We start from the raw sequence: 24,436 nt of genomic DNA on the forward strand, positions 1-24,436 counted from the left end.
CGGCCCTAAGATCAGGTCAAACCCACCCACAACCCGGTGACCTGATGTTTGACCTCGCCTCGTTGCGCCGCGCCGCGCAAACCATTCGCCCGCTGGTTCCGCCTACCCCGCAATACGCATGGCCGCGTTTGGCCGAGCGCCTGGGTTGCGAGGTCTGGGTCAAGCACGAAAACCACGCACCGACCGGTGCCTTCAAAGTTCGTGGTGGCCTGCTGTACGTACAGGGATTGCTCAAGCGCAAACCGAACGTTACCGGGCTGGTGACTGCCACCCGAGGCAATCACGGGCAGAGCCTTGCAACGGCCGCACGCAACGCCGGGCTGCCGATCATCATCGTTGTGCCCCTCGGTAATTCTCAGGAAAAAAATGCCGCGATGCGGGCCATGGGCGCGCAACTGATCGAGTACGGGCAAGACTTCGACGAGGCCCGCACCGAGGCCGCACGCCAGGCCGAAATGCAGGGCTACCAGAGTGTCCCGGCGTTTCATCCTGACCTCATTTTAGGCGTCGCGACCTATGCGCTGGAATTGCTGGAAGCGGTGCAGGATCTGCAGACCGTCTACGTCCCCATCGGCATGGGTTCTGGCATTTGCGGCCTGATCCAGACGCGCAACTTACTGGGCCTGAAAACTGAAATCGTCGGCGTCGTATCCGAACACGCCGACGCCTTTGCGCAGAGCGTCGAACAAGGCCGAATCGTCACCACCGAAACCGCCAACACCTTCGCCGACGGCATGGCCTGCCGCATGCCATTACCGCAAGCGTTCGACATCATCCGCCACGGCGCGGCACGAATCGTCCGGGTCAACGATGACGAAGTCGCCAACGCGATCCGCATCTTCCACGAAGACACCCACAACACCGCCGAAGGTGCCGGCGCTGCGGGCCTGGCGGCGCTGATCAAAGAGCGTGAGCGGCAGCAAGGTAAGAAAGTGGCGGTGATTTTGAGCGGGGCGAATATTGATCGGCAGGTTTATGCGCGGGTGCTTGGGGGGTGAGTTTTCCGATAATCATTTGAAATAAAACATTATTTGTAGGCGCTGACTTGTCTGCGAATAAGCCCGGCACGGGCTTCCGGCATGTCCTAATGCACCCACATCACCGCATAGCCCAAGGTCATCAGACCCCAGGCCACCAGCGGATGAAACACCACTTGCCACACGCGTGCACGCGGGTCGAAGCCCACCCCGTGCACATACCCCGCGGCCACGCCCCACATGACCAGCATCAGCAGGTTGTGGTTGTAGTGCCCTTGGGCGTTGAGGATGGTGATGGGGTGGATCAGTAGAATCAGGCTCAACGGAACGGCCAGCAACAGGGACAAGGCCCTGCTGCTGGCGCGTCGCAACCGCGGTGTGGCTTCAGAGGTCACCCGCCGGCTCCTTATCCAGCGTGTCGGTGGCTTCGAGCCACATGACGTTGATGATGCCAAAGCTACAGGCCAATAAGACGCCGAGGATCCAGGCGAAATACCACATAGTGTGTGCTCCTCAGTAAAGGCTGTGGGGGTTGGCGTCGATGTGCTGGGTGGTCACTTTGCCCCACATTTTGGCGTAGCACCAAAGGGTGTAGCAGAGGATCAGCGGCACGAAAATCGCTGCGGCAACCAGCATGATATTGAGTGTCATGCGGCTGGAAACAGCATCCCACACGGTCAGGCTAGAGGCAGGGTCGATACTCGACGGCATGACAAACGGAAACAGGGCGAAACCGGCTGTGCAGAGTGTGCCAACGATGGCCAGGCTGCTGCCCAGGAATGCGCAGCGACTGTGACCGCCGCTGGCCGAGAGCAGGGCCAGCAGCGCGCCGACGATCCCGACGACCGGCGCGATGATGGTCAGCGGGTATTTCCCGTAGTTCGCCATCCAGCCAGGGTTGGTCGCGGCCACGGTTTTGCTCAGTGGATTCAGGGCTGTACCGGGGTCGAAGGCTGAGGTGATGGTTTGCCCTTCAATGCCGCCCAGCAAGAGCCAGACACCGGCACCGATGAAGGCGAGCAGGTAAACCGCCGCGAACAGTTGAGCTGCGCTGCGTGAACGCCGGGCGATGTCACCCTCCGTACGCATCATCAACCACGTGCCGCCGTGCAGGCAGAGCATGCTCAAGCTGACGACGCCGGCGAGCAGCCCGAATGGGCTGAGCAATTGCCAGAAGCTACCGTGATAGCTGGAGCGCAGGGTATCGTCAAACTGGAAGGGCACGCCCAGGAGCAGGTTGCCGAACGCCACGCCGAATACCAGCGAAGGCACCACACCGCCAACAAACAGGCCCCAGTCCCAGCTTTGCCGCCAGCGGGTGTTGCTCAGTTTGCTCCGATAATCGAAGCCTACGGGGCGAACAAACAAGGCAAACAGCACCAGCAGCAGGGCCCAGTAGAAGCCCGAAAACGCGGCGGCATACACCAATGGCCAAGCGGCGAATAACGCACCGCCAGCGGTAATCAGCCAAACCTGGTTGCCATCCCAATGCGGCGCGATAGTGTTGATCACCACGCGTCGTTCGTTATCGTTGCGGCCGACGAAGGGCATCAGCGCGGCGGCACCGAGGTCGAAACCATCGGTCAGGGCGAAGCCGATCAGCAAGACGCCAACCAGGACCCACCAAATCAGTTTGAGGCTTTCATAGTCGAACATTATTTGCTCCTCAGACCAGGGTCGGCTGTGTGGCGTGGGCGTGTGTTGTCTCGCGTTCCAGGTGATAGCGCCCGGTATGCAGACTGCTCGGCCCGAGTCGGGCGAACTTGATCATCAGGTACATCTCGATCACCAACAGCACGCTATAGAACGCGACCAACGCCAGCAGAGAACCCCAGACATCACCGGTCGAAACGCTTGAAGCGGACAGATGAGTCGGAAGTATTTCACCGACAGACCACGGCTGACGCCCATGCTCCGCGACAAACCAGCCGGTCTGCGTGGCAACCCACGGCAGCGGCAGGCTGAACAGGGCCCACTTGAGCAGCCAGGGTTTGCTCATTTCGTTCTTGCGGGTAGATGCCCAGAACGCACAGACGAACAAGGCCAGCATCAGGAATCCGCTAAGCACCATCAGGCGAAAGGTCCAGAAAATCGAAGCCACGCCGGGGATGGAATCCAGCGCAGCCTGTTTGACTTGCTGGTCGCTGGCATCGACTACCTTGTCCGTGTATTTCTTGAGCAACAGACCGTAGCCCAGATCCTTTTTCACCGCGTTGAAGGCAGAGACTGTCTGCTCGCTTTTATCCCCTGCGCGCAGTTGCCGAAGCAGGTCATAAGCAACCATGCCATTGCGAATCCGTACCTGATGCTGGGCAACCAGGTCCTTGATGCCTGTCACCTTCGTGTCCAGCGAGCGCGTGGCAATAATCCCCATGACATAAGGGATTTTCACCGCGTAATCGGTACGTTGCTCGGCCTGGTTCGGCAGCCCGAACAGGGTAAAGGCTGCAGGTGCGGACTCGGTATCCCACTCGGCCTCAATCGCCGCGAGCTTGGTTTTTTGAACATCGCCGATTTCATACCCGGACTCGTCGCCCAGAATGATCACCGAAAAAATCGACGCCATACCGAAAGCCGATGCGATGGCAAAGGAGCGCCGCGCGAACCCGATGTCGCGGCCCTTGAGCAGGTACCAGCTCGAAATAGCCAAGACAAAAATCGCGCCGGTCACGTAACCGGACGCAACGGTATGGACGAACTTGACCTGTGCCACGGGGTTGAACAGCAAGGCGCTGAAACTGGTCAGCTCCATCCGCATAGTGGTGAAGTTGAACTCTGCGCCGACCGGATTTTGCATCCAGCCGTTGGCGATCAAGATCCACAATGCCGACATGTTCGAACCGATTGCGACCAGCCAGGTAACTCCCAGATGCTGCACTTTGGTCAGGCGATCCCAGCCAAAAAAGAACAGACCGATGAAGGTCGATTCGAGGAAGAACGCCATCAAGCCTTCAATCGCCAGCGGGGCGCCGAAAATGTCACCGACGTAATGGCTGTAGTACGCCCAGTTGGTGCCGAACTGGAACTCCATGGTCAGGCCGGTGGTGACGCCCAGGGCGAAGTTGATGCCGAACAGCTTGCCCCAAAAGCGGGTCATGTCCTTGTAGACCTGCTTGCCGGTCATCACATAGACCGACTCCATGATGGCCAGGAGGAAGGTCAAGCCGAGGGTCAGAGGGACGAACAGAAAGTGATACAGCGCCGTCATGGCGAATTGCAGTCGAGATAAGTCGACGACTGATTCCGAGATCATTGGGGATTCTTCTCAGGAAGTGCGGGAGGGGGGCCAAGCACGTGTTGGCCTACTTTGACGCCGTCATCCATGACCTCAACCGGAGCGCTGAACCAGATGCTTCGGATCCCCAACAACAAGACGAGCTTGATAAGCAATATCAGGCCAATTTCCTTCATTAATGGTTTTTTTAGAAAATCGAAGGGGCCTGGCATGACGGGTACTCGCAGGGATGGCGGAATTGTCCCGACGGCAAAGGCGGCTAATATTGATCCAGATCAATACTTTTGGCAGCGAAGGGAGTGACGGAACGTCACACCCGGACGGCGGCGTTACTCACTCATGCCTGGCGCGAAGACGGCGATAGAGCGTTCGCTCACTCAACCCCAACGCCTGGGCCAGTTCACTGCGTGAGCCTTGAAAGGCGCTGGCCACCTGCGCCAGTCGTTCCAGGTCCGCCTGCCCACGACGGCGCATGACGGGCACTGTTTTCTCGCCAGGGTCGCGCAGTTCTGCTGGCAGGTCTTTAGCCCGTATCACGCTGTCATCGGCGAACAGTCGCGCCCGCTCGAGAATATTGCGTAACTCCCGAATGTTGCCCGGATAGGCGTAGCGGCTCAGCAGCTGCATCGCCTGATCGTCGACAATGGGCGCCGCCACGCCGGCCAGTCGCTGCAACAGGGTGTTGATCAACAGCGGCAAATCTTCGCGGCGCTCTCGCAACGACGGTAAGTGAATCGGAAAGGCACTGATCCGGTAGTAGAGGTCCTGCCGGAAGCTGCCTGCCGCGACCATTTCCTTGAGCGGTTTATGGGTGGCCGAGACTAGTCGAAAATCAGAATGCACGGTTCTTAAACTACCGACTGGGCGAAAACTGCCGGACTCGATCAGCCGTAGAAGTTTGACCTGCATCGCCAAGGGGACTTCACCGATTTCGTCGAGGAAGAGCGTGCCGCCATGCGCCGTTTCCGCCAAGCCAATCTTGCGTTGCGTGGCGCCGGTAAACGCCCCCTTCTCATAACCGAACAGCTCGCTTTCAAGGAGTGACTCGGTAAGCCCGGTGCAATCGACCACCACCAGCGGACCGTTGGCGCGTGGGCTGCTGGCGTGCAGCGCGCGGGCAAAAAGCTCCTTGCCCGTGCCCGACTCGCCCTGGAGCAATACCGGGATTTGCGACGGGGCTGCGCGTTGCAATGCAGTCAACGCGTCCTTGAACGCACCCGAACTGCCGACAAGACCGTTCTGTTGCGGCTGGACTGAGGCGGCGACGACGGTACTGAGGCGCTCGACATAAGCAACCACATCGCCCTGCTCATCAATAATGGGGCGCAGTTCGACATCGACATGCTCCGGGCCGCGCGGCGTGTGGTGGATGTGCAACATGCGCTCCGGGGCGTGAGACGCATGGGCTTTGCGCATCGGACAATGCTCGCCGGCCTGATCACAGGGAACCGAAAACTGATGCGATACGCGATAGCACTTGGCGCCGATATGAGGCTTGCCTTTGACGCCGAACTGACGCTGATACGCCGGGTTGGCGGCTATGATGTTGTAGTCGGTGTCCAGAATGATGGTCGGCTGTTTTTCGTGTTCGAGATACGACACCAGCGCTTGCACGTTCGGGCTGGAAATATCAGTGCGGGATGTGGACATGTCAGCCCCTTCAGTCGAGCGCAGGATTGGCGTAATGCGCAAGATACTGCCATAAGCTGCCACTGACTGCCAAAACACTGCCATAGGTACTGCCAGTTCGTGCCATTCCCAGCTTGGCGTATAAATAAAACTCAATAAAAACAGCTGGTTGTCAGTTTATTCAGATAAAAGAAAATTGGCATGCTTATTGAGATGAATACAGGTGGCCAGTCGCGTGTCACCCCATCATCAGGAGAGCAGCAGTGATCATCGGTGACCAACTGCAGGTAGAAGCGTTCTTCGACAGCCATACGTGGACAGTCAGTTACCTGGTGCTGGACCGCGCGACGAAGCAGTGCGCGCTGATCGACAGCGTGCTCGATTACGACCCTAAGTCAGGACGCACCCGTACCGATTCGGCCGATCAATTGGTCGCGCGGGTTCGTGAGCTGGGCGCATCGGTAGAGTGGATACTGGAAACCCATGTGCACGCCGACCATATTTCCGCCGCGGCCTACCTGAAGAAAACGCTCGGCGGAAAAATCGCCATCGGTAGCCTGATAACCGTCGTGCAGGAAGTGTTCGGCAAGCTCTTCAATGCCGGCAGCGATTTTGCCCGCGATGGCAGTCAGTTCGATGTACTGCTCGATGATTGCGCGCGCTTCAGCATTGGCTCGCTGCAGGCCAAAGCGATACACACACCGGGGCATACACCGGCGTGCATGACCTATGTCGTCGAAGTCGAGGGCGAAACCGTCGCGTTCGTGGGCGATACCCTGTTCATGCCGGACTACGGCACTGCACGGTGTGATTTTCCGGGTGCCGACGCACGAACGATGTATCGCTCGATCAAAAAGATCCTGAGTCTGCCTCCACAGACCCATCTGTTCATGTGCCATGACTACTTGCCCAATGGCCGCGAACTCAAGTACCTGACGACCGTCGCGGAACAGCGCGCCAGCAATATCCACATACACGAAGGCGTCGATGAGGATGCCTTTGTGAAGATGCGCGAAGCTCGCGACGCCACTCTGGAAATGCCTGTCCTTATCTTGCCTTCGGTGCAGATCAATATGCGCAGCGGCTATTTGCCAGAGCCCGAAGACAATGGCGTCCGTTATCTGAAAATTCCGCTTAACGCGATTTGAATACGGACTAAGGCGCAAAAATGAATGAGCACAGTCTGCTCGGGATTGGGCTAGGCGCAATCATCGGGGCGATTCTGGCGTTGACCGGGGCAGGCGGTGGCATTCTGGCCGTCCCTCTTTTGGTCTTCGGCCTGGGCCTGTCGATGGTGCAAGCCGCACCGATAGGGCTGCTGGCCGTGGGTCTGGCCGCCGGGGTCGGTGCATTGCTCGGTTTGCGCCAAGGCGTGGTTCGGTACCGAGCCGCTGCGTTTATCGCGGGCATCGGTATTGTTGTGGCGCCGTTAGGCCTATGGCTGGCGCATCGTCTGCCAAACCTGCCGCTGACCTTGGCTTTTTCTGCGCTGCTTCTCTATGTAAGCACACGCATATTCACTACCGCCCTGCGCGAGCTGCGTCATGGTCATGCCGCACCGCGCGCAGAGGTCCTGCCGTGCGTGCTCAATCCTCTGCAAGGCCGCCTGCGCTGGACCTTGCCTTGCGCTCGCGCGCTGGCGTTTACCGGCATGCTCTCGGGTTTGCTCTCAGGCTTGCTGGGCGTGGGTGGGGGATTTGTGATCATCCCGGCGCTGACGCGTTATACCAATCTGGACATGAAAAGCGTCGTCGCCACCTCCCTGGCCGTGATCGCACTAGTCTCGGCAGGCAGCGTCGCAACGGCCACGTTGGCCGGCGTGATGTACTGGTCCGTCGGGGCACCTTTCGCGGGTGGCGCGGTGCTCGGCCTGATCGCCGGTCGCCAGATCGCCGGTTACCTTGCCGGGCCACGGCTGCAGCAGATGTTTGCAATCGTTGGGGGGATCGCCGCACTGATGCTGGCGCTCAGTGCATTGAGGATTTTTGCTTGAGGCCATTCAGAATGATGAGCAGCAGCAATACTGCTGATACAACCTGCTGCACCGGAGAGGCGCAATGATGATCGACTGGTTAAATTTCACGCCCTGGACTTCGTTGGCCGGAGGCGCACTGATCGGATTGGCCGCCAGCCTGTTTGTTCTGGCCAATGGACGGGTTTCCGGGATCAGCGGCCTGCTCGGCAGCCTTCTACAGCCCGGCAGCGAAGGCCGCAGCGAAAAGGCACTCTTCCTTCTGGGTCTATTGATTGCGCCGCTGGTGTGGGGACTGTTTGCCGCCTTGCCGCTGATAGCGTTCAAAAGCGGTTGGTTTGGCCTGGCGGTGGCGGGGCTGCTGGTGGGCGTCGGCACCCGCTACGGGTCGGGCTGCACCAGTGGGCACGGGGTGTGCGGGATTTCCCGGCGCTCCCCGCGCTCCATCGCGGCCACCATCACCTTCATGTTCGCGGGATTCATTACCGTCTTTGTTCTGCGTCATCTTCTCGGGAGCTAACCATGCGCAAACTGACAGCCTTTATTGCCGGCCTGCTATTTGGTATCGGCCTCTTGCTCGCCGGTATGGCCACCCCGGGCAAAGTGCTGGGGTTTCTCGATCTGGCAGGCGCTTGGGATCCGTCGCTGGCGTTTGTGATGGTCGGCGCCATCGCCGTGGCGAGCGTGCCGTTCAGCTGGGCCGGCAAACAATCGAAATCGTTGCTGGGGGCGCCGATGCAGTTGCCCGTCAAACGCGAGCTGGATGTGCGCTTGATCGGTGGCAGCCTGCTGTTCGGTATTGGTTGGGGCATCGCCGGGATATGCCCGGGACCGGCAGTCGTCCTTCTGCTGACGGCACACTGGCAAGCATTTGTTTTCGTGTTGGCCATGCTGGTCGGCATGCTGTTATTCACCGCGCTGGAAGCCCGGCGCGCACATTGATCGGGAGATCATCATGAACGCAAACGTTGGAACCATCGACCGCGCGCTGCGCGTCGCACTGGGCATTATTCTCATCGGACTGACAGTGTCCGGCGCCATTGGCGTGTGGGGCTGGATTGGCGTAGTACCACTGGCGACCGGCATCTTCCGCTTCTGCCCAGCCTATTCACTGCTGGGCCTTAATACCTGCAAACGTGATTGATGCTTCGTCCGCTTGACGGAAATCCCGTCAGGCCTTGAACGGCTCAAGTCACCTTGATGGGGTTATTCGTTTTTGAGCTCCTGGACTGACGCCAGGCGCCAGGCGCCAGTCCTCAGCTTCAAAAAGTTACCGGAGAACCGCAGCCTCCAGGGCTTGGGAGAGGTCGCTGAGGATATCGTCGCAATGTTCGATGCCGATGGAGAGTCGGACCATGTCCCTCGGTACGCCGGCTTTTTCCAGCTCTTCGTCGTTCAACTGGCGGTGAGTGGTGGAAGCAGGATGGCAGGCCAGTGATTTGGCATCACCGATGTTGACCAGGCGCACCACCAGTTTCAAGGCATCGATAAAGCGTGCCCCGGCTTCCTGTCCGCCCTTGATGCCGAACGACAGGATCGATGCAGGCTTGCCGCCGGTATAACGTAGAGCAAGTGCATGCTCTGGATGGTCAGGTAACCCGGCGTATTTCACCCAGGCTACTTGGTCATGAGCATTGAGATAGTGGGCGACTTTGAGCGCATTTTCTGTGTGGCGCTCCATGCGCAGCCCAAGCGTTTCCAGGCCTTGCAGGATCAGGAAAGCGTTGAAAGGCGACAATGCAGCACCCGTGTTGCGCAGTGGCACTACCCGGCAGCGGCCGATGAAGGCTGCTGGGCCGAAGGCTTCGGTGTAGGTCACGCCGTGGTAGGACGGGTCAGGCGTGTTCAGCAGGGGGAAACGTTCTTTGTTGTCAGCCCATGGGAATTTGCCGGAGTCGACGACGATGCCGCCGATGCTGGTCCCGTGTCCGCCGATGTACTTGGTCAGCGAGTGCACGATGATATCGGCACCGTGCTCGAAGGGGCGGCAAAGGATGGGCGTGGCAACGGTGTTATCGACGATCAGCGGCACACCATGCCGGTGGGCGGCATCGGCCAGTGCCTGAAGGTCAATAATATTGCCGGCCGGGTTGCCAATGGATTCGCAGAAGACCGCCTTGGTCTTGTCATCGATCAGCGCCTCAAGCGCCGCGATGTCGTCATGGGCAGCGAAACGCGTCTGGATACCAAAGCGCGGCAGGGTATGCGCCAGCAGGTTGTAAGTCCCGCCATAAAGCTTGGCCACCGAGACAATATTGTCACCGACTTCGGCCACGGTCTGGATCGCATAAGTAATAGCGGCCATACCAGAGGCCACCGCCAAGGCACCGACACCGCCCTCCATGGCGGCAACGCGCTTTTCGAGCACGTCGTTGGTAGGGTTCATGATGCGCGAGTAAATATTGCCTGCGACTTTCAGGTCAAACAGGTCGGCACCATGCTGTGTATCGTCGAATGCGTAGGATGCGGTTTGGTAGATCGGCACCGCTACTGCTTTAGTTGTCGGGTCGGGGCTATAGCCAGCGTGGATAGCCATGGTTTCCAGTTTCATGCTCTCTCGTTCCTTCAGGAGTCGTGGGTGTACCTGAAGAATGTGTCGAGCAAAGGCGGTAGTCAAGTCAGGGGAGGAGGAGTTCGACTATGTCGATTAGGCGCCGTCCAGCGTTTGATTTCCGAATAGGTAAGACGCTCACGTTAGCGATGGTGCCGGAGTTGAAGTCGTGCCTCTGTTATCGTTCGTGTATCGCGCTCGCTTAGCCCTTCTCAAACCGTCGTAATAGGACCTCTCATGCAGCCTGTAGTCCCTCACAACGTCCTTCATGCCGTAGCGCATGCCCAGGCGTCAATCGAACGTGTGGCGGACCATTTCGCAGGTGCACTATGTTGATGCAATCCGTGGAGTCCCTGCTTGCAGAGCTGCGCGCACTTGACGAGCATCCGCGCATCGAAGCCAAGCGTGCCGGGCAGGTCGGCAGCTCGGTGATGCAGACCATCTGTGCTTTCGCCAACGAGCCTGGATTGGGTGGCGGTTATCTGCTGCTGGGCGTGTGCGAGCCGAACGAGCTGGATGATAAGTTCTGGCTTGAAGGCGTGGCCGATATCGATAAGCTGCTGAATGATATTCAGTGCAATTGTCGCGAGCAGTTCGAGACGCCAATTCCGGTGCAATGCGAGACAGCATTGCTGGAAGATAAACGGGTCGTTGCGGTTTACGTGCCAGAGCTGGATGCGGCGGCGAAGCCCTGTGTGTTCAAGGGCAAGTTCGACAGCAAAAACAAGCGTAAGACAGGCGTCTGGCGGCGTAGGCTCAATGGTGACTACGAGTGTTCGCAACAAGAGCTTGAACCGTTGCTACTGGCCAAGTCAGGGTTGAGTTTCGAGCAGGTTGTCCTCCCGGACGCCGAGTGGGATGACCTGGATGTTGGTGCGATTTCGCTGTATCGCCAGTTGCGCGCACGGGTGCGCCCGCAGGCCGAGGAATTGCTGGCTACCGATGAGGAAATGCTGCGTGCGCTGAATCTGGTCAAGCGAGTCGATGGTCATTGGCGACCCAATGTTGCGGGTTTGCTGCTGTTAGGTAAGCCACTGTCCCTGCGTCGTCTTCTACCCGCAGTACGGGTGGATTATGTGCGCATTCAGGGTGTGCAGTGGGTACAGGATCCGTCGCAACGTTTTGCGACGACCCAGGATTTTCGTGAGCCGCTGATTCGGTTGATAGCGCGGCTGGAAGCAACAATTCTCGACGATATGCCCCGGCATTTTCGTTTGCGCGAGGGAGAAACGCAGCGCTCTGATCAGCCGCTGCTGCCGCAGAAGGTGATTCGCGAGGCTGTTGTGAACGCTCTGATGCACCGGGACTATCAGGTAAACCAGCCGACACTCGTGGTGCGTTACAGCAATCGACTGGAAATCCGCAACGCGGGCTACTCACTCAAACCTACGGCGATGCTGGGTGAAATGGGATCGCTGTTGCGCAATCCGGTGATTGCCAGCGTGCTCTATGACCTGGATTTTGCCGAAACTAAAGGCACCGGTATCCGCACCATGCGCCGCCTGCTTCAGGAATTGGGATTGACGGCCCCGGTGTTCAGCAGCCATCAGTTGGAAAACCAGTTTACGGCTATCTACCTGCTTCATCAGCTATTGGGAGAGGAACAGTTACGCTGGCTGCATCAGTTCAGCCATCTACACCTGACAGACGACGAGGCCAAAGCGTTGATATTGGCGGCGGAAACCGGCGCGGTGGATAATGCCGCGCTACGGGCCATCAGCGGGCTCGATACTCTGGCGGCCAGCCAAACGCTGCGGCGACTGCATCATGATCGCGGCTTGCTGGTGAAGGGCGGCGGCGGACCTTCCACTTACTATCAACTCGCCGAATTGCCAGTACTCCCGCTTTTTGACGCGCCGCAGGCCTCCTCGCCGTGCGAGCTCAATGCGACTTCAACCCTAAATGCGAGTGACCCCGGCGCAAATGCGAGTGACCTCGGTGCAAATGCGAGTGACCTCGGTGCAGATACGAGTGAGCTACCACCGCCACTGCTTGCTGCCATTGCTGCGCTCTCGCCCAAGCCACGCAAGGAAAAGCTGCGCCCATTAATACTCTGGCTTTGCGCCATCCGTCCGCAAAGCGCCGAGCAATTGGCCAGGCAATTAAACAGGCAAGTGGTCCCGCTGAAGACCGGGCATGTAAACCCGCTGCGTGAACAGCAAGGCTTGCTGGAATACGTGCACCCCGAAGTGATCAATCACCCGCAACAGGCCTATCGAACCACCGAGGCCGGCCGTGCATGGCTTGCAGAACAGGGGGTGGTGCTGTGAGAGGGACCGGGTGTTTGTGAGTGATTTCGATGCAGTGGTGAAGACGCTGGCCGAGCCCACGACAGCCGAGAAAAACAAAACGGGTGATGAATGACAACGAAGAATGAAACTACCTGAAAATGCCCGAGTTGTGGTTTCCGGAGTTTCAGGGGGTAAGATCGGAACGACCTTCGCGATATCGACTGATCGCAGCCTTCGGCAGCTCCTACAGTCAATCGGTAGCAAGACGAAAACAAGAAAGCCCGCACGGGGCGGGCTTCTTGGGGTGTTTCGTAGACTGTCTGAGACAGGTCTAGACTGCTATTTGGTGCACCAGGCGGGATTCGAACCCACGACCACTGCCTTCGGAGGGCAGTACTCTATCCAGCTGAGCTACTGGTGCAATGCGGGCGCCATGATACTCATCTGGCTGGCGGGCGTCCATGCTGGCGAGTGCTGTTGTTGATTTCGCACGTAACAGGGTGTGAATGTGACGTTGATCTGAAATTAATCGGCAAAACTCCGTTTTCGTTCTTTTTTTCGAACAGACTATTGTCCTTTACCCCCGCAGACCCTAGGATTCGTTTGAGATTTCAAACGCTTTTGGCTGGGTGCTGAACCGCACGTTCTACGATCAGTGCGCTATTTGTGCTTGAGTACGGTGAATGATTTCCTGACGGCAGCCTTTATAGGCGCCTTTGAACAAACAAAAAAATTCGCTCCGCGCGTGCGCGGTGCTGTTTAGGAGACCGACATGCAGCTTAAAGACACCCAATTGTTCCGTCAGCAAGCCTTCATTGATGGCGTTTGGCTGGATGCGGACAATGGTCAGACGATCAAGGTGAACAACCCGGCTACCAATGAGATCCTCGGGACTGTTCCGAAGATGGGTGCTGTTGAAACCCGCCGTGCGATCGAAGCTGCTAACAAGGCCCTGCCGGCCTGGCGTGCGTTGACCGCCAAGGACCGTGGGAACAAGCTGCGTCGTTGGTTCGAACTGATTATCGAAAACCAGGATGACCTCGCTCGCCTGATGACCCTGGAACAGGGTAAGCCGCTGGCTGAAGCCAAGGGCGAAATCGTTTACGCCGCGTCGTTTCTCGAGTGGTTCGCTGAAGAAGCCAAGCGCATCTATGGTGATGTGATTCCGGGTCACCAGCCAGACAAGCGTCTGATTGTGATCAAACAGCCCATCGGCGTGACGGCGGCGATTACGCCGTGGAACTTCCCGGCAGCGATGATTACCCGTAAAGCGGGCCCGGCGTTGGCTGCTGGCTGCACCATGGTGCTGAAGCCGGCTTCGCAGACTCCGTTCTCGGCGCTGGCGTTGGCTGAGCTGGCGCACCGCGCTGGCATCCCGAATGGTGTGTTCAGTGTTGTCACCGGCAGTGCTGGCGACATCGGCGGCGAGCTGACCAGCAACCCGATCGTGCGTAAATTGTCCTTCACGGGCTCGACTGAAGTCGGTCGCCAACTGATGGCCGAATGCGCCAAGGACATCAAGAAAGTGTCCCTGGAGTTGGGCGGCAACGCGCCGTTCATCGTGTTCGACGACGCCGATCTGGATAAGGCGGTCGAAGGTGCAATCATCTCCAAATACCGTAACAACGGTCAGACCTGCGTTTGCGCCAACCGCTTGTACGTGCAGGACGCCGTCTATGACGCGTTCGCCGAGAAGCTGAAAGTCGCGGTGTCCAAGCTCAAGATCGGTAACGGACTGGAAGTCGGCACCACCACTGGCCCGTTGATCGACGGAAAAGCCGTGGCCAAGGTCAAGGAACACATCGCTGACGCCATCAGCAAAGGCGCGACCGTACTGGCTGGCGGCAACAGCCTGGAAGGCAACTTCTTCGAGCCGACCATTCTGGTCAACGTATCTAAAGATGCGGCTGTGTCCAAGGAAGAAACCTTCGGCCCGCTGGCTCCGCTGTTCCGCTTCAAAGATGAAGACGAAGTGATCGCGATGGCCAACGACACCGAATTCGGTCTGGCGTCGTACTTCTACGCCCGTGACCTTAGCCGCGTGTTCCGTGTTTCCGAGGCGCTGGAATATGGCATGGTTGGCGTTAACACTGGCCTGATCTCCAACGAAGTCGCGCCGTTTGGCGGCATCAAGGCGTCGGGTTTGGGCCGTGAAGGCTCGAAGTACGGCATCGAAGATTATCTGGAAATCAAGTACCTGTGCCTGGGCATCTAATTCTGTCAGCACAGTAGCGACACGTAATTTCACCTGTAGTTGGAACGTTGCAGCAGTCGATCATCGTATGCTGCTGCAACTGCCACCCGACTGCTTAATCCTTGAACGACGCCGCCCGATGAGCGGTGAATGAGGACATTATGAGCCAGACCAACGAATCCTTGATGCAACGCCGCAATGCCGCTGTTCCGCGCGGCGTGGGCCAGATCCACCCGATCTTCGCGGCTTCCGCCAAGAACGCTACTGTTACCGACGTTGAAGGTCGTGAGTTCATCGACTTCGCAGGTGGTATCGCGGTACTGAACACCGGTCACCTGCACCCGAAAATTATCGCGGCCGTGCAAGAACAACTGACCAAGCTGACCCACACCTGCTTCCAGGTATTGGCCTACGAACCGTACGTTGAGCTGTGCGAAAAGATCAACGCCAAGGTGCCAGGTGATTTCGAGAAGAAAACCCTGCTGGTCACCACCGGTTCCGAAGCGGTAGAAAACGCTGTGAAAATTGCCCGCGCCGCCACTGGCCGTGCCGGCATCATCGCGTTCACTGGCGCTTACCACGGCCGTACCATGATGACCCTGGGTCTGACCGGTAAAGTCGTGCCTTACTCGGCCGGCATGGGCCTGATGCCAGGCGGCATCTTCCGCGCGCTGTACCCGTGCGCACTGCATGACGTGACGGTTGACGACTCCATCGCCAGCATCGAGCGCATCTTCAAAAATGACGCCGAGCCACGTGACATCGCTGCAATCATCATTGAACCCGTTCAGGGCGAAGGTGGTTTCTACGTCGCGCCGAAAGAGTTCATGGTTCGCCTGCGTGCCCTGTGCGACAAGCACGGCATTCTGCTGATCGCGGACGAAGTACAAACGGGCGCTGGCCGTACCGGTACGTTCTTCGCAATGGAACAGATGGGCGTTTCTGCCGACCTGACCACGTTCGCCAAGTCTATTGCTGGCGGTTTCCCGTTGGCTGGCGTGTGCGGCAAAGCCGAGTACATGGACGCCATCGCTCCAGGCGGCCTGGGTGGCACTTATGCCGGTAGCCCGGTTGCTTGTGCTGCTGCACTGGCCGTGTTGGAAGTGTTTGAAGAAGAGCACCTGCTGGACCGTTGCAAAGCGGTTGGCGAGCGTCTGGTAACGGGCCTGCGTGCTATTCAAGCCAAGTACCCGGTGATCGGTGACGTTCGTGCCTTGGGCGCAATGATCGCTGTCGAGCTGTTCGAAGGCGGCGACCCGCACAAGCCTAACGCCGCTGCTGTGGCTCAGGTTGTAGCCAAAGCGCGCGACAAGGGTCTGATCCTGCTGTCGTGCGGTACTTACGGCAACGTGCTGCGCGTTCTGGTCCCGCTGACGGCTCCTGACGAGTTGCTGGACAAAGGTCTGGCGATCATCGAAGAGTGCTTCGCCGAACTCGCATAAATGTGAGTCAGTAAACAAAAAAACCCGCTTCGGCGGGTTTTTCTTGTTTTAGGACAAGCATTTGCGCTTCGCGGCTATATCCCCACGGTTTGTTTGGATAAAGTGCGGGTATCGCTGTCGGAGAGTTTGGAATGACCGTTGTTGAACTGCCCACTGCACCCCGTGTTTTGATCGCCGAGGCTGACCCTTGGGTGCGCGACATGCTGACCGAATTAGTCCTGAGTGTGCGCAGTGATGCTGATCTGAAGGTGTGCTCCGAAGGGTTGGAGGCGCAAGACTGGTTGAGTCATCAGCAACCCGATCTGGTGATTGCCGGTTGGGAGCTGCCGGGCTCCGATGGCTTGAGCCTGCTGCGCGGGGTGCGTCAACAGCGTCGTCAGCCAGCGTTGCCTTTTATCCTGCTGAGTAGCCGCAATGACAGCGCCAGTGTGCGCGAGGCATTGCCGCTGGCCCCCACGGCTTACTTGACCAAGCCCTTGAATATGGACGGTCTGCGTCAACGCCTGGAGGATTTATTGCTTCAAGCGAGTGAGCCGGTCGCTGTTGAGATTCCGGCATTGGCACCTGGTTTGAGCTTGTCGCAGTTCCTCGAAAGTCGCCGGGAAAGCGCGGATGGCGCGCCCTTGTGGGTGGATGTGCATAAGGCGCTGAGGAGCAGTCAAGGTGCGACCGGCGCGGATTTGAAGCTGCTGGAGCAAGAACTGCGTGCTGACCCACATATCACGGCAGTATTGATCGCTGCCGCTAACAGTGCGGCGCAGCACCTGGGCAAAGGCGTACAGACCTTGCCGCAGGCGCTGCAGGCGCTGGGCCCGACGCAGAGCGTCAATCTGCTCCTTGGCCTCGCCATGAAGCGCGGGGCGAGGCTGACGGACAAAGGGCTGATCACCCACGCCCAGCGTTTTTGGGAGCAATCGCGTAGCACGGCTGAATATGCACGCTCGCTCGCGCGGTTGCTCGACCTGGACCAGGAGCGTTGTTTCTGTGCCGGGTTGCTGCACAGTCTGGGGGATTTGACGGTGTTGCGTTGCTTGCAGGACTGGATGCTGGCCGGCGGTGAGCTGGATGAGACGGCGGTCAGCGAGTCGTTGGCGCAATTCGGTGCGGGGTTCGGCTCGGCACTGCGCACACGTTGGCGCTTGCCGCTGGAGCTGCGTGAGTTGATTGCGGCGGTCTATCACTTCGGTGGCGGCGTCTACTCGCGCGAAGCCCTGGCGATGAACGTGGCGGCGCAACTGGCGCTGCTCGGCCCGGAAGAGGGCGTTGAGGCCTTGGCCAACAGCAAATCGGCCCGCTTACTGAAGGTCGGGGCATCGGAGCTGGGGCGGTTGCGCAAGGCGTAAGCCTTTGTTGGTCGACAAGCCGTTTTCGCCAATGAGTTCGCGAAAGGACTGCATCTGGCGCAGAAAACCTTCAGACCAAAACAATCTGATTCTTGCCCTGACGCTTGGCTTGGTACATCGCAGCATCGGCCCGTGCGTAGAGAACTTCCAGGCCAGGGTCGTCGTCGCGCAGGTTGGTCAGGCCCTGACTGACGGTGATGCCGAATGCCGTGTTGTTGCACTGGAAGCTCAAGCGCTGGATTTCCCGTTGCAGCCGTTCGGCGATTTGCTTGGCCATGTCCGGTGAGCACCCTGGGAGCACGGCGGCAAACTCTTCCCCGCCGATACGTCCGAACACATCGCCTCGACGCAGTGCCGAACGTCCACTCTCGGCGATACGTTGTAGTACCTGGTCGCCTTCCTGATGGCCGTATGTATCGTTGACCAGCTTGAAATCATCGATGTCCAGGAGCAAAAACGCCAAGGGTGTTCCCTGCAAGCGAGCCTGTTCGAATTCATGCTGAGCGCATTCGAAAAAATGCCGACGGTTACTGCTCTGGGTCAGTACGTCAGTGGTGGCGAGACGTTGAAGCTCACCTTCAAGCTGCTTCTTTTCGGTAATGTCTTCGGCGATACCCACCACAATCAGGCGCTGTCCGCGTTCCTGGCGACTGATAAAGCATTTGTCACTCAGCCAGCGAACCTGCCCGTCTGAACGGATGATCCGGTATTCGCGGTCTTCGATGGCACCCTTGTCCAGCACCTGGGTCAGGCTGCGTTCGGCGTAGTCCAGGTCGTCGGGGTAAATGCTGTCGCGCCACTCGTTGTAGTCGGCGAGCAGCAGGCCGGCCGAGCGTCCGAAAATCTGCTCATAGGCCGGGCTGACGTAAATCATTTGCTGGGTTTCCCAATCGAACGCCCATAACACCGCGTTGACGCTGACCAGCAGCGAACTGAAAAGCTGTTCGCGCTCGCTCAGGCGTGCGACTTCTGCTTGGGCGTGCATCAACGCCAGGAGGGTTTCCGCGGAGGGCGGCAGATCGGTGGGGGACGGCTGGTTAAAGGGTGTCTGTCTGTCCATGAGCACTGCATCTCTAGAAGATGTGCGGCGCACAGCCACAAGTGAACCCACCGAAATAGTGAGCTATTCATTCAGATAGAAAGTAGGAGATGAAGTTCCAGCAGGCGCGCTCCCGGGCGGGGCGCGCCGATCAACGGTGTCAGGCGGCGACAGGCCGTAGCGAGTAGGTTTTCAGTTGGCTGGCGAAATCACGCAGTGACTGGATGCCACTGGCTTCGGCTTCATGGACCCACTCTTTAATCGCGGCGAGCATGTCGTGACCGTTGGTGCTGGTTTTTAGCCAGATATGTTGCAGTGCCAGACGCTTCTCGTAGATCACTCTCAGTGCCTGGCTGTGTTCGAGCATGGTCTGTATGTGCAAATGGTGTTTGTCTTCAAGCAGGCTGGTTTCTCGAGAGAGCAGGCGTTTGGCGCGATGGAACTGATGACGTACCGACGCATCGGCCTTGGCCAGCTCTTGTTTGACCAGCGGCGCGATCACCAATTTGCGGTACTGGGCCATGATCTGAAAGCGATTGTTGAGGATCGCCATGGCGGTATCCATGTCCACATGACCCTTGCCTTCAACCCGGTGGGCGATAGGCGCGACGCGCTGAACCTTGGCCAGGCGGAAGAAGCTGAAGACCTTGATCCAGGCCCAGCCCATGTCGAATTCCCACTTCTTGACCGACAGCTTGGCTGAGTTCGGGTAGGTGTGATGGTTGTTATGCAGCTCTTCGCCGCCGATCAGGATGCCCCATGGCACCAGATTGGTCGCCGCGTCACGGCACTCGAAATTACGGTAGCCCACGGCATGACCAAGACCATTGACGACGCCAGCGGCCCAGAAGGGAATCCACATCATCTGTATCGCCCAGACGGTGATACCGATCACGCCGAACAACGCGAGGTCGATCACCGCCATTATCGAGATTCCCAGAATCGGGAAACGCGTGTACAAGTGGCGCTCGATCCAGTCGTCTGGACAGTTTTTACCGTAGATGCGAAGTGTGTCCGGATTCTCTGCTTCAGCGCGATATAATTCTGCGCCTTTGCGCAGTACAGTAGACAGTCCTTTGATCACTGGGCTGTGCGGATCATCGACGGTTTCGCATTTGGCGTGATGCTTGCGGTGAATGGCGGTCCACTCACGCGTGTTCTGGGCAGTGGTCAGCCACAGCCAGAAGCGGAAAAAATGTTTGAGCCCGGCGTTGAGTTCCAGTGAACGGTGGGCAGAGTAGCGATGTAGATAGACCGTGACGCCGACAATGGTCACATGGGTCATCAACAGGATGGCTACCACCAGTTGCCAAACTGATAGATCAAGAAGACCGTTGTTCCACATAAAATGTGTTGCCCTCAAAAATGCTCGATGAATATAAAAGCAGCAGCAGGCATTATCACTGACTCAGCTGATAAAACCAGTCGCACTTTTAGATATGAGTCGCCGGATGTTTCTACCCTATAATCCGCGCATTCCGTAAGGTTTTTTTTAATTTTATGTCAGTTTCTTCTCGCAATGCGCTGCGGACGGCCCTGCTCTACGCGCTGGTGTCGGCTTTGTGGCTTGAGATCAGCAATGCCTCGCTCCGGCATCTGATCCAGGATCAGGCTAGTTTCGACCAATGGCAGTTGGTGAATGCCTACGCATGGCTGATTTTCAGCGCCGTGCTGATTTTTTTCGCCCGTACCCGGCTCCTCGGCTGTATGGCCGCGGCTGCGCGCGCAGGGCTGAAAAAGCAGGACCAGGAGCGCTTGAGCCAAGCGGAGGCGGTGTTCGATTGCACGCGCGAAGGCGTCGTGGTCACTGACAAGCAAGGTTCGATCGTGCATGTGAACCGGGCCTTCATGGAAATTACCGGTTACCAGGAAAACGAAGTGCTCGGGCTTAACCCGAAAAAATTCAAGTCTGGCCGCCACGGGCCTGATTTCTACCAGACCATGTTTCAGGCGTTGAACGCCAGCGGTCAATGGAGCGGCGAGATCTGGAACCGTCGTAAAAACGGCGAGATTTTTCCGCAATGGCAAAGCATCCGTGTCATCAAGGACGAGAACAGCGAAATCAGCCATTACGTGGCGGTGTTTTCAGACATCTCTGCCATCAAGCGTTCGCAGCGCGAACTGGTGCACCTGGCGCACTTCGATCCGCTGACCAGTTTGCCTAATCGTCTGTTGTTTACCGACCGTACCGAGCAAGCTCTGGAGCATGCCCAGGCCAACAAGCGTGGCTGTGCGTTATTGCTGATCGATCTGGATCACTTCAAGAACATCAACGACAGTCTTGGGCATAACGTCGGCGATCAGGTCCTCAAAATTGTGGCTGAGCGGCTGAATACATTGTTCGGTAACGGCATCACTCTGGCCCGGCTCGGGGGGGATGAGTTCGCCGTGTTGGCAGAAAACTGCCAGCAGGTGGCTCAGGCCGCAGAACTGGCTCAAAGAGTTATTGAGGGTTTGAAAAAGCCGTTCGTGTTCGAGGGCCATCAGTTGTTCATCAGCGCGAGCGTGGGTATCAGCCTGTTCCCCAGTGACGCCCTGAATGCCGAGCAACTATTGCGCAACGCCGATTCGGCGCTGTTCAAGGCTAAAAACGAAGGCCGCGAAGGTTATGCCTTATATACCGAAGAGCTGACCGCGCATGCGCAGCAGCGGGTCGAATTGGCCAGTGAACTCCGTCGCGCCATTGAGCACGAGGAGTTGCGGGTGTTTTATCAGCCGATACATGACCTCTCCAGCGGCCGTATGTCCGGGGTCGAAGCACTGGTGCGCTGGCAGCATCCTGAACGCGGCCTGGTGTCCCCTGGCGACTTTATCCCGATTGCCGAACAAAGTGGTTTGATCGCCGATATCGACATTTGGGTGCTCAAGCACGCCTGCCAGCAGATGAGTGATTGGCAAAAGGCCGGGATCACCCTTGAATTTGTCGCGGTGAATGTTTCCAGTCGAATGTTTGGTCGCAGTGATTTGTATCAGCATGTCGCGGAGGTTCTTCGCGACACAGGGCTTGATTCGCGTTTTCTGGAGCTGGAGGTCACTGAAAGTGCGGTTATGGAAGACCCGGACATGGCCATCGAGCAACTGCATCGCCTGCGCGAGTTGGGCCTGCGACTGGCCATTGATGACTTTGGCACGGGCTATTCGTCGTTGCTGCGGCTCAAGCGCATGCCGGTGCAAAAATTGAAAATCGATCAGGGCTTTATCGCCGGCTTGCCCCATGACGAGGATGATGTCGCTATCGTTCGAGTGATCATCGCGCTTGCGCAAACGTTGGGCATGCAGGTGCTGGCCGAAGGCATCGAGCGTCCCGAGCAGGCGAGTTTCCTGCTGGAAAACCATTGCGAGCAGGGCCAGGGCTACTGGTTTGGTCGTCCACAGCCGACTGAAAAGCTGGATTTACACCATGTGGTGACGTTGTCCTGAGTCCCCGAATGTCACGTTGCTGGAAACGCGCAATGCGTTTCCTTGCCGGGAAATGCCTCTAAATTCTTTTTGGTTATATCTGCATTCTTAAATAGTATTTTTAAGAATAACCGCGCCTCTCTAAGATTGCCTCCACGCCACAAGCAGTTGCCCGCGAATCGCTACTGCAGGCACTTCTTATCAAGGAGCAGAACCATGAGCGCATCTCTACGCAGTGTTGACGGCCAGGACGAAGCAAGCATCCTGCGCGAAATTCAGAGTGCGTTGCGCGACCTGCGCTTCGGTGCAGTGGAAATCACTGTGCATAACGCGCAAGTGGTTCAGATCGAACGCAAAGAAAAATTCCGCCTGCAGGCCCCGAACAACAAGACCAGTTGATCTGCGGACCCAGGCGTTCGCCAGCTCCCACAGGGAGATGAGCTCGACCCGCCAAGCAAAAGCCAACAATCAAAGAATTGTCCAGGAGCTTCACCATGTCTATTCGTCGTTTTGCCTTGGCTGCGCTTGCCAGCGCTGTTTTTGCAGGTTCCGCCGTCGCCAAGGACATTGAGCTGCTTAACGTGTCCTATGACCCGACGCGCGAGCTGTACCAGGATTACAACGCGGAGTTCATCAGTTTCTGGAAGAAAACCCACGCTGATGACACCGTGAAAATTCAGCAATCCCATGGCGGCTCGGGCAAGCAGGGGCGTGCGGTGATCGACGGTCTGCGCGCTGATGTGGTGACGTTGGCCCTGGCTGGCGACATCGACGAAATCGCGAAAATCGGCAAGACCTTGCCCGAGAACTGGCAAACCCGCCTGCCGGATGCCAGCACGCCATACACCTCAACCATCGTGTTCCTGGTACGCAAGGGCAACCCTAAAGGCATCAAAGACTGGGGCGACTTGATCAAGAATGATGTGTCGGTCATCACCCCGAACCCGAAAACCTCTGGCGGCGCGCGCTGGAACTTCCTTGCCGCGTGGGCTTATGGCCTGAAGGCCGGTGGTAGCGAAGCCAAGGCACGTGAATACGTGCAGGCCTTGTTCAAGCATGTGCCGATTCTCGACACCGGCGCTCGCGGTTCGACCATTACCTTCGTCAACAATGGTCAGGGTGACGTGTTGCTGGCGTGGGAAAACGAAGCCTTCCTGGCACTGAAAGAAGACGGCGGTGCCGACAAGTTCGACATTATCGTACCTTCGCTGTCTATCCTGGCCGAGCCACCGGTATCGATTGTCGACAAGAACGTCGACAAGAAAGGCACCCGTGAAATCGCCACGGCTTACCTGGAGCATCTGTACAGCCCGGCCGGTCAGGAAATTGCCGCGAAAAACTTCTACCGCCCACGTAACGCAGAAGTGGCGGCCAAATATGCCAGGCAATTCCCGAAACTGGACCTGGTGACTATCGACAAAGACTTCGGTGGCTGGAAAACTGCGCAACCGAAATTCTTCAATGATGGCGGCGTGTTCGACCAGATTTACCAGGCGCAATAGCCTGTGCAGCGCTACGTTGAAAAGCGTGTCGCCTAGTTTGGCCTTTAGCCCGGATTTATTTCCGGGCTTCGTGCGTTAACCAAGGACTTTTATGTCGCGTCGTATTTCCCCCGTCATACCCGGCTTCGGGCTGACGCTGGGCTACACCTTGGTGTACCTCAGCTTGATTGTGCTGATCCCGCTGGCTGCCATGTTCATCCATGCTGCCCAACTGACGTGGGATCAATTCTGGGCAATTGTTACTGCCCCGCGTGTGGTTGCTGCCTTGAAGCTGAGCTTTGGCACCGCATTTTATGCCGCCATCATCAATGGTGTGATCGGCACACTGCTGGCCTGGGTGCTGGTGCGTTACACCTTCCCTGGGCGCAAGATTATCGATGCGATGATCGACCTGCCGTTCGCGCTGCCGACCGCTGTCGCCGGTATCGCCCTGACGGCACTGTATACGCCGACAGGTCTGGTAGGGCAGTTCGCTGCGGACTTGGGCTTCAAGATTGCCTACACCCCGCTTGGCATCACCCTGGCACTGACCTTTGTCACGCTGCCGTTCGTGGTGCGCACGGTGCAGCCAGTGTTGGCCGATATCCCGCGTGAAGTCGAAGAGGCCGCTGCCTGCCTGGGCGCGAGGCCGTTGCAGGTGTTCCGCTATATTCTGGTGCCGGCCCTGCTCCCCGCATGGCTGACCGGGTTCGCCCTGGCGTTTGCCCGTGGCGTAGGCGAGTACGGATCGGTGATTTTCATTGCCGGCAACATGCCGATGAAAACCGAGATTCTGCCGCTGCTGATCATGGTCAAGCTCGATCAATACGATTACACCGGCGCCACTGCCATTGGCGTGATGATGCTGATGGTTTCTTTCGTCTTGCTGCTGCTGATCAACTTGTTGCAGCGCCGCATCGAAACCCCATCCTAAGGAGGCGTG

23 protein-coding genes and 1 tRNA gene are annotated in these 24,436 nt (G+C 58.0%); 14 read left to right on the top strand and 10 right to left on the bottom strand.

Annotated elements, in window-relative coordinates:
* Positions 1-44: 44 nt before the first annotated feature.
* Entirely contained in the window at positions 45-998 is a 954-nt protein-coding gene (locus K0F75_RS19995; protein ID WP_219063701.1) for a threonine dehydratase, read from the top strand.
* A gap of 86 nt (positions 999-1,084) precedes the next feature.
* Here the strand turns inward: K0F75_RS19995 and K0F75_RS20000 are convergent, their stop codons facing one another.
* The 6 genes from K0F75_RS20000 to K0F75_RS20020 all read right to left on the bottom strand — a co-directional run bounded on the left by K0F75_RS20000 (position 1,085) and on the right by K0F75_RS20020 (position 5,862).
* Positions 1,085-1,372, bottom strand: coding sequence for a cyd operon YbgE family protein (locus tag K0F75_RS20000; protein WP_257604450.1), 288 nt, complete (start codon positions 1,370-1,372; stop codon positions 1,085-1,087).
* The gene (cydX, locus tag K0F75_RS20005) at positions 1,362-1,478 is read right to left on the bottom strand and encodes a cytochrome bd-I oxidase subunit CydX (RefSeq protein ID WP_219063702.1); all 117 of its coding nucleotides are present in this window, start codon (positions 1,476-1,478) and stop codon (positions 1,362-1,364) included. The genes K0F75_RS20000 and cydX overlap by 11 nt, the downstream gene beginning before the upstream one ends.
* 12 nt (positions 1,479-1,490) lie before the next feature.
* On the bottom strand, positions 1,491-2,633 hold the full coding sequence (cydB, locus tag K0F75_RS20010; RefSeq protein WP_219063703.1) for a cytochrome d ubiquinol oxidase subunit II: 1,143 nt from the start codon (positions 2,631-2,633) through the stop codon (positions 1,491-1,493).
* Positions 2,634-2,643: 10 nt separating this feature from the next.
* Entirely contained in the window at positions 2,644-4,230 is a 1,587-nt protein-coding gene (locus tag K0F75_RS20015; RefSeq protein WP_219063704.1) for a cytochrome ubiquinol oxidase subunit I, read from the bottom strand.
* Positions 4,227-4,424, bottom strand: coding sequence for a cytochrome oxidase putative small subunit CydP (gene cydP, locus K0F75_RS26320; protein WP_374029030.1), 198 nt, complete (start codon positions 4,422-4,424; stop codon positions 4,227-4,229). The genes K0F75_RS20015 and cydP overlap by 4 nt, the downstream gene beginning before the upstream one ends.
* 121 nt (positions 4,425-4,545) lie before the next feature.
* The gene (locus K0F75_RS20020) at positions 4,546-5,862 is read right to left on the bottom strand and encodes a sigma-54-dependent Fis family transcriptional regulator (protein WP_219063705.1); all 1,317 of its coding nucleotides are present in this window, start codon (positions 5,860-5,862) and stop codon (positions 4,546-4,548) included.
* A gap of 242 nt (positions 5,863-6,104) precedes the next feature.
* On the opposite strand from K0F75_RS20020, the gene K0F75_RS20025 reads away from it, so the two are divergent.
* From K0F75_RS20025 to K0F75_RS20045, 5 genes are all read left to right on the top strand, one after another.
* Positions 6,105-6,989, top strand: a complete 885-nt coding sequence (locus K0F75_RS20025; protein ID WP_219063706.1) for an MBL fold metallo-hydrolase — start codon at positions 6,105-6,107, stop codon at positions 6,987-6,989.
* A 20-nt stretch (positions 6,990-7,009) separates the two neighbouring features.
* Entirely contained in the window at positions 7,010-7,834 is an 825-nt protein-coding gene (locus K0F75_RS20030; protein ID WP_219063707.1) for a sulfite exporter TauE/SafE family protein, read from the top strand.
* Between the two features lie 64 nt (positions 7,835-7,898).
* Positions 7,899-8,333, top strand: a complete 435-nt coding sequence (locus K0F75_RS20035; protein WP_219063708.1) for a YeeE/YedE family protein — start codon at positions 7,899-7,901, stop codon at positions 8,331-8,333.
* A 2-nt stretch (positions 8,334-8,335) separates the two neighbouring features.
* Positions 8,336-8,755, top strand: a complete 420-nt coding sequence (locus K0F75_RS20040; RefSeq protein WP_219063709.1) for a DUF6691 family protein — start codon at positions 8,336-8,338, stop codon at positions 8,753-8,755.
* Between the two features lie 13 nt (positions 8,756-8,768).
* The gene (locus tag K0F75_RS20045; RefSeq protein WP_219063710.1) at positions 8,769-8,957 is read left to right on the top strand and encodes a DUF2892 domain-containing protein; all 189 of its coding nucleotides are present in this window, start codon (positions 8,769-8,771) and stop codon (positions 8,955-8,957) included.
* Between the two features lie 126 nt (positions 8,958-9,083).
* Here K0F75_RS20045 and K0F75_RS20050 read toward each other — a convergent pair whose 3' ends face one another.
* Complete coding sequence (locus K0F75_RS20050; RefSeq protein ID WP_219063711.1) at positions 9,084-10,364, bottom strand: bifunctional O-acetylhomoserine aminocarboxypropyltransferase/cysteine synthase; 1,281 nt, start codon at positions 10,362-10,364, stop codon at positions 9,084-9,086.
* A 329-nt stretch (positions 10,365-10,693) separates the two neighbouring features.
* Between K0F75_RS20050 and K0F75_RS20055 the strand changes: the two genes are divergently transcribed.
* Complete coding sequence (locus K0F75_RS20055) at positions 10,694-12,634, top strand: ATP-binding protein (RefSeq protein ID WP_219063712.1); 1,941 nt, start codon at positions 10,694-10,696, stop codon at positions 12,632-12,634.
* Positions 12,635-12,939: 305 nt separating this feature from the next.
* On the opposite strand, the gene K0F75_RS20060 is transcribed toward K0F75_RS20055, so the two are convergent.
* Positions 12,940-13,016, bottom strand: a tRNA-Arg gene (locus K0F75_RS20060).
* Between the two features lie 351 nt (positions 13,017-13,367).
* Here K0F75_RS20060 and gabD point away from each other — a divergent pair.
* The 3 genes from gabD to K0F75_RS20075 all read left to right on the top strand — a co-directional run bounded on the left by gabD (position 13,368) and on the right by K0F75_RS20075 (position 17,574).
* A complete protein-coding gene (gene gabD, locus K0F75_RS20065) occupies positions 13,368-14,810 on the top strand; it encodes an NADP-dependent succinate-semialdehyde dehydrogenase (protein WP_219063713.1) in 1,443 nt (480 codons plus the stop codon).
* Between the two features lie 140 nt (positions 14,811-14,950).
* Positions 14,951-16,231, top strand: coding sequence for a 4-aminobutyrate--2-oxoglutarate transaminase (gabT, locus tag K0F75_RS20070; RefSeq protein ID WP_219063714.1), 1,281 nt, complete (start codon positions 14,951-14,953; stop codon positions 16,229-16,231).
* A gap of 131 nt (positions 16,232-16,362) precedes the next feature.
* On the top strand, positions 16,363-17,574 hold the full coding sequence (locus tag K0F75_RS20075) for an HDOD domain-containing protein (protein ID WP_219063715.1): 1,212 nt from the start codon (positions 16,363-16,365) through the stop codon (positions 17,572-17,574).
* Positions 17,575-17,644: 70 nt separating this feature from the next.
* Here K0F75_RS20075 and K0F75_RS20080 read toward each other — a convergent pair whose 3' ends face one another.
* Together K0F75_RS20080 and desA are read right to left on the bottom strand one after the other, a co-directional pair.
* Positions 17,645-18,634, bottom strand: coding sequence for a sensor domain-containing diguanylate cyclase (locus K0F75_RS20080; protein ID WP_219063716.1), 990 nt, complete (start codon positions 18,632-18,634; stop codon positions 17,645-17,647).
* A gap of 139 nt (positions 18,635-18,773) precedes the next feature.
* Entirely contained in the window at positions 18,774-19,958 is a 1,185-nt protein-coding gene (gene desA / locus K0F75_RS20085; RefSeq protein ID WP_219063717.1) for a delta-9 fatty acid desaturase DesA, read from the bottom strand.
* 155 nt (positions 19,959-20,113) lie between these two features.
* Between desA and dibA the strand changes: the two genes are divergently transcribed.
* The 4 genes from dibA to cysT all read left to right on the top strand — a co-directional run bounded on the left by dibA (position 20,114) and on the right by cysT (position 24,427).
* Positions 20,114-22,033, top strand: coding sequence for a phosphodiesterase DibA (gene dibA / locus K0F75_RS20090; protein WP_219063718.1), 1,920 nt, complete (start codon positions 20,114-20,116; stop codon positions 22,031-22,033).
* Between the two features lie 195 nt (positions 22,034-22,228).
* The gene (oscA, locus tag K0F75_RS20095) at positions 22,229-22,411 is read left to right on the top strand and encodes a sulfur starvation response protein OscA (protein WP_219063719.1); all 183 of its coding nucleotides are present in this window, start codon (positions 22,229-22,231) and stop codon (positions 22,409-22,411) included.
* A gap of 95 nt (positions 22,412-22,506) precedes the next feature.
* Complete coding sequence (locus K0F75_RS20100; RefSeq protein ID WP_219063720.1) at positions 22,507-23,514, top strand: sulfate ABC transporter substrate-binding protein; 1,008 nt, start codon at positions 22,507-22,509, stop codon at positions 23,512-23,514.
* A gap of 91 nt (positions 23,515-23,605) precedes the next feature.
* Positions 23,606-24,427 carry a sulfate ABC transporter permease subunit CysT gene (gene cysT, locus K0F75_RS20105; protein WP_219063721.1) on the top strand — a complete coding sequence of 274 codons (822 nt, stop codon included), beginning with the start codon at positions 23,606-23,608 and terminating at the stop codon, positions 24,425-24,427.
* Positions 24,428-24,436: the final 9 nt, after the last annotated feature.

The sequence above is a fragment of the Pseudomonas sp. UMAB-08 genome, from assembly GCF_900095225.1.
Classification (GTDB): Bacteria; Pseudomonadota; Gammaproteobacteria; order Pseudomonadales; family Pseudomonadaceae; genus Aquipseudomonas.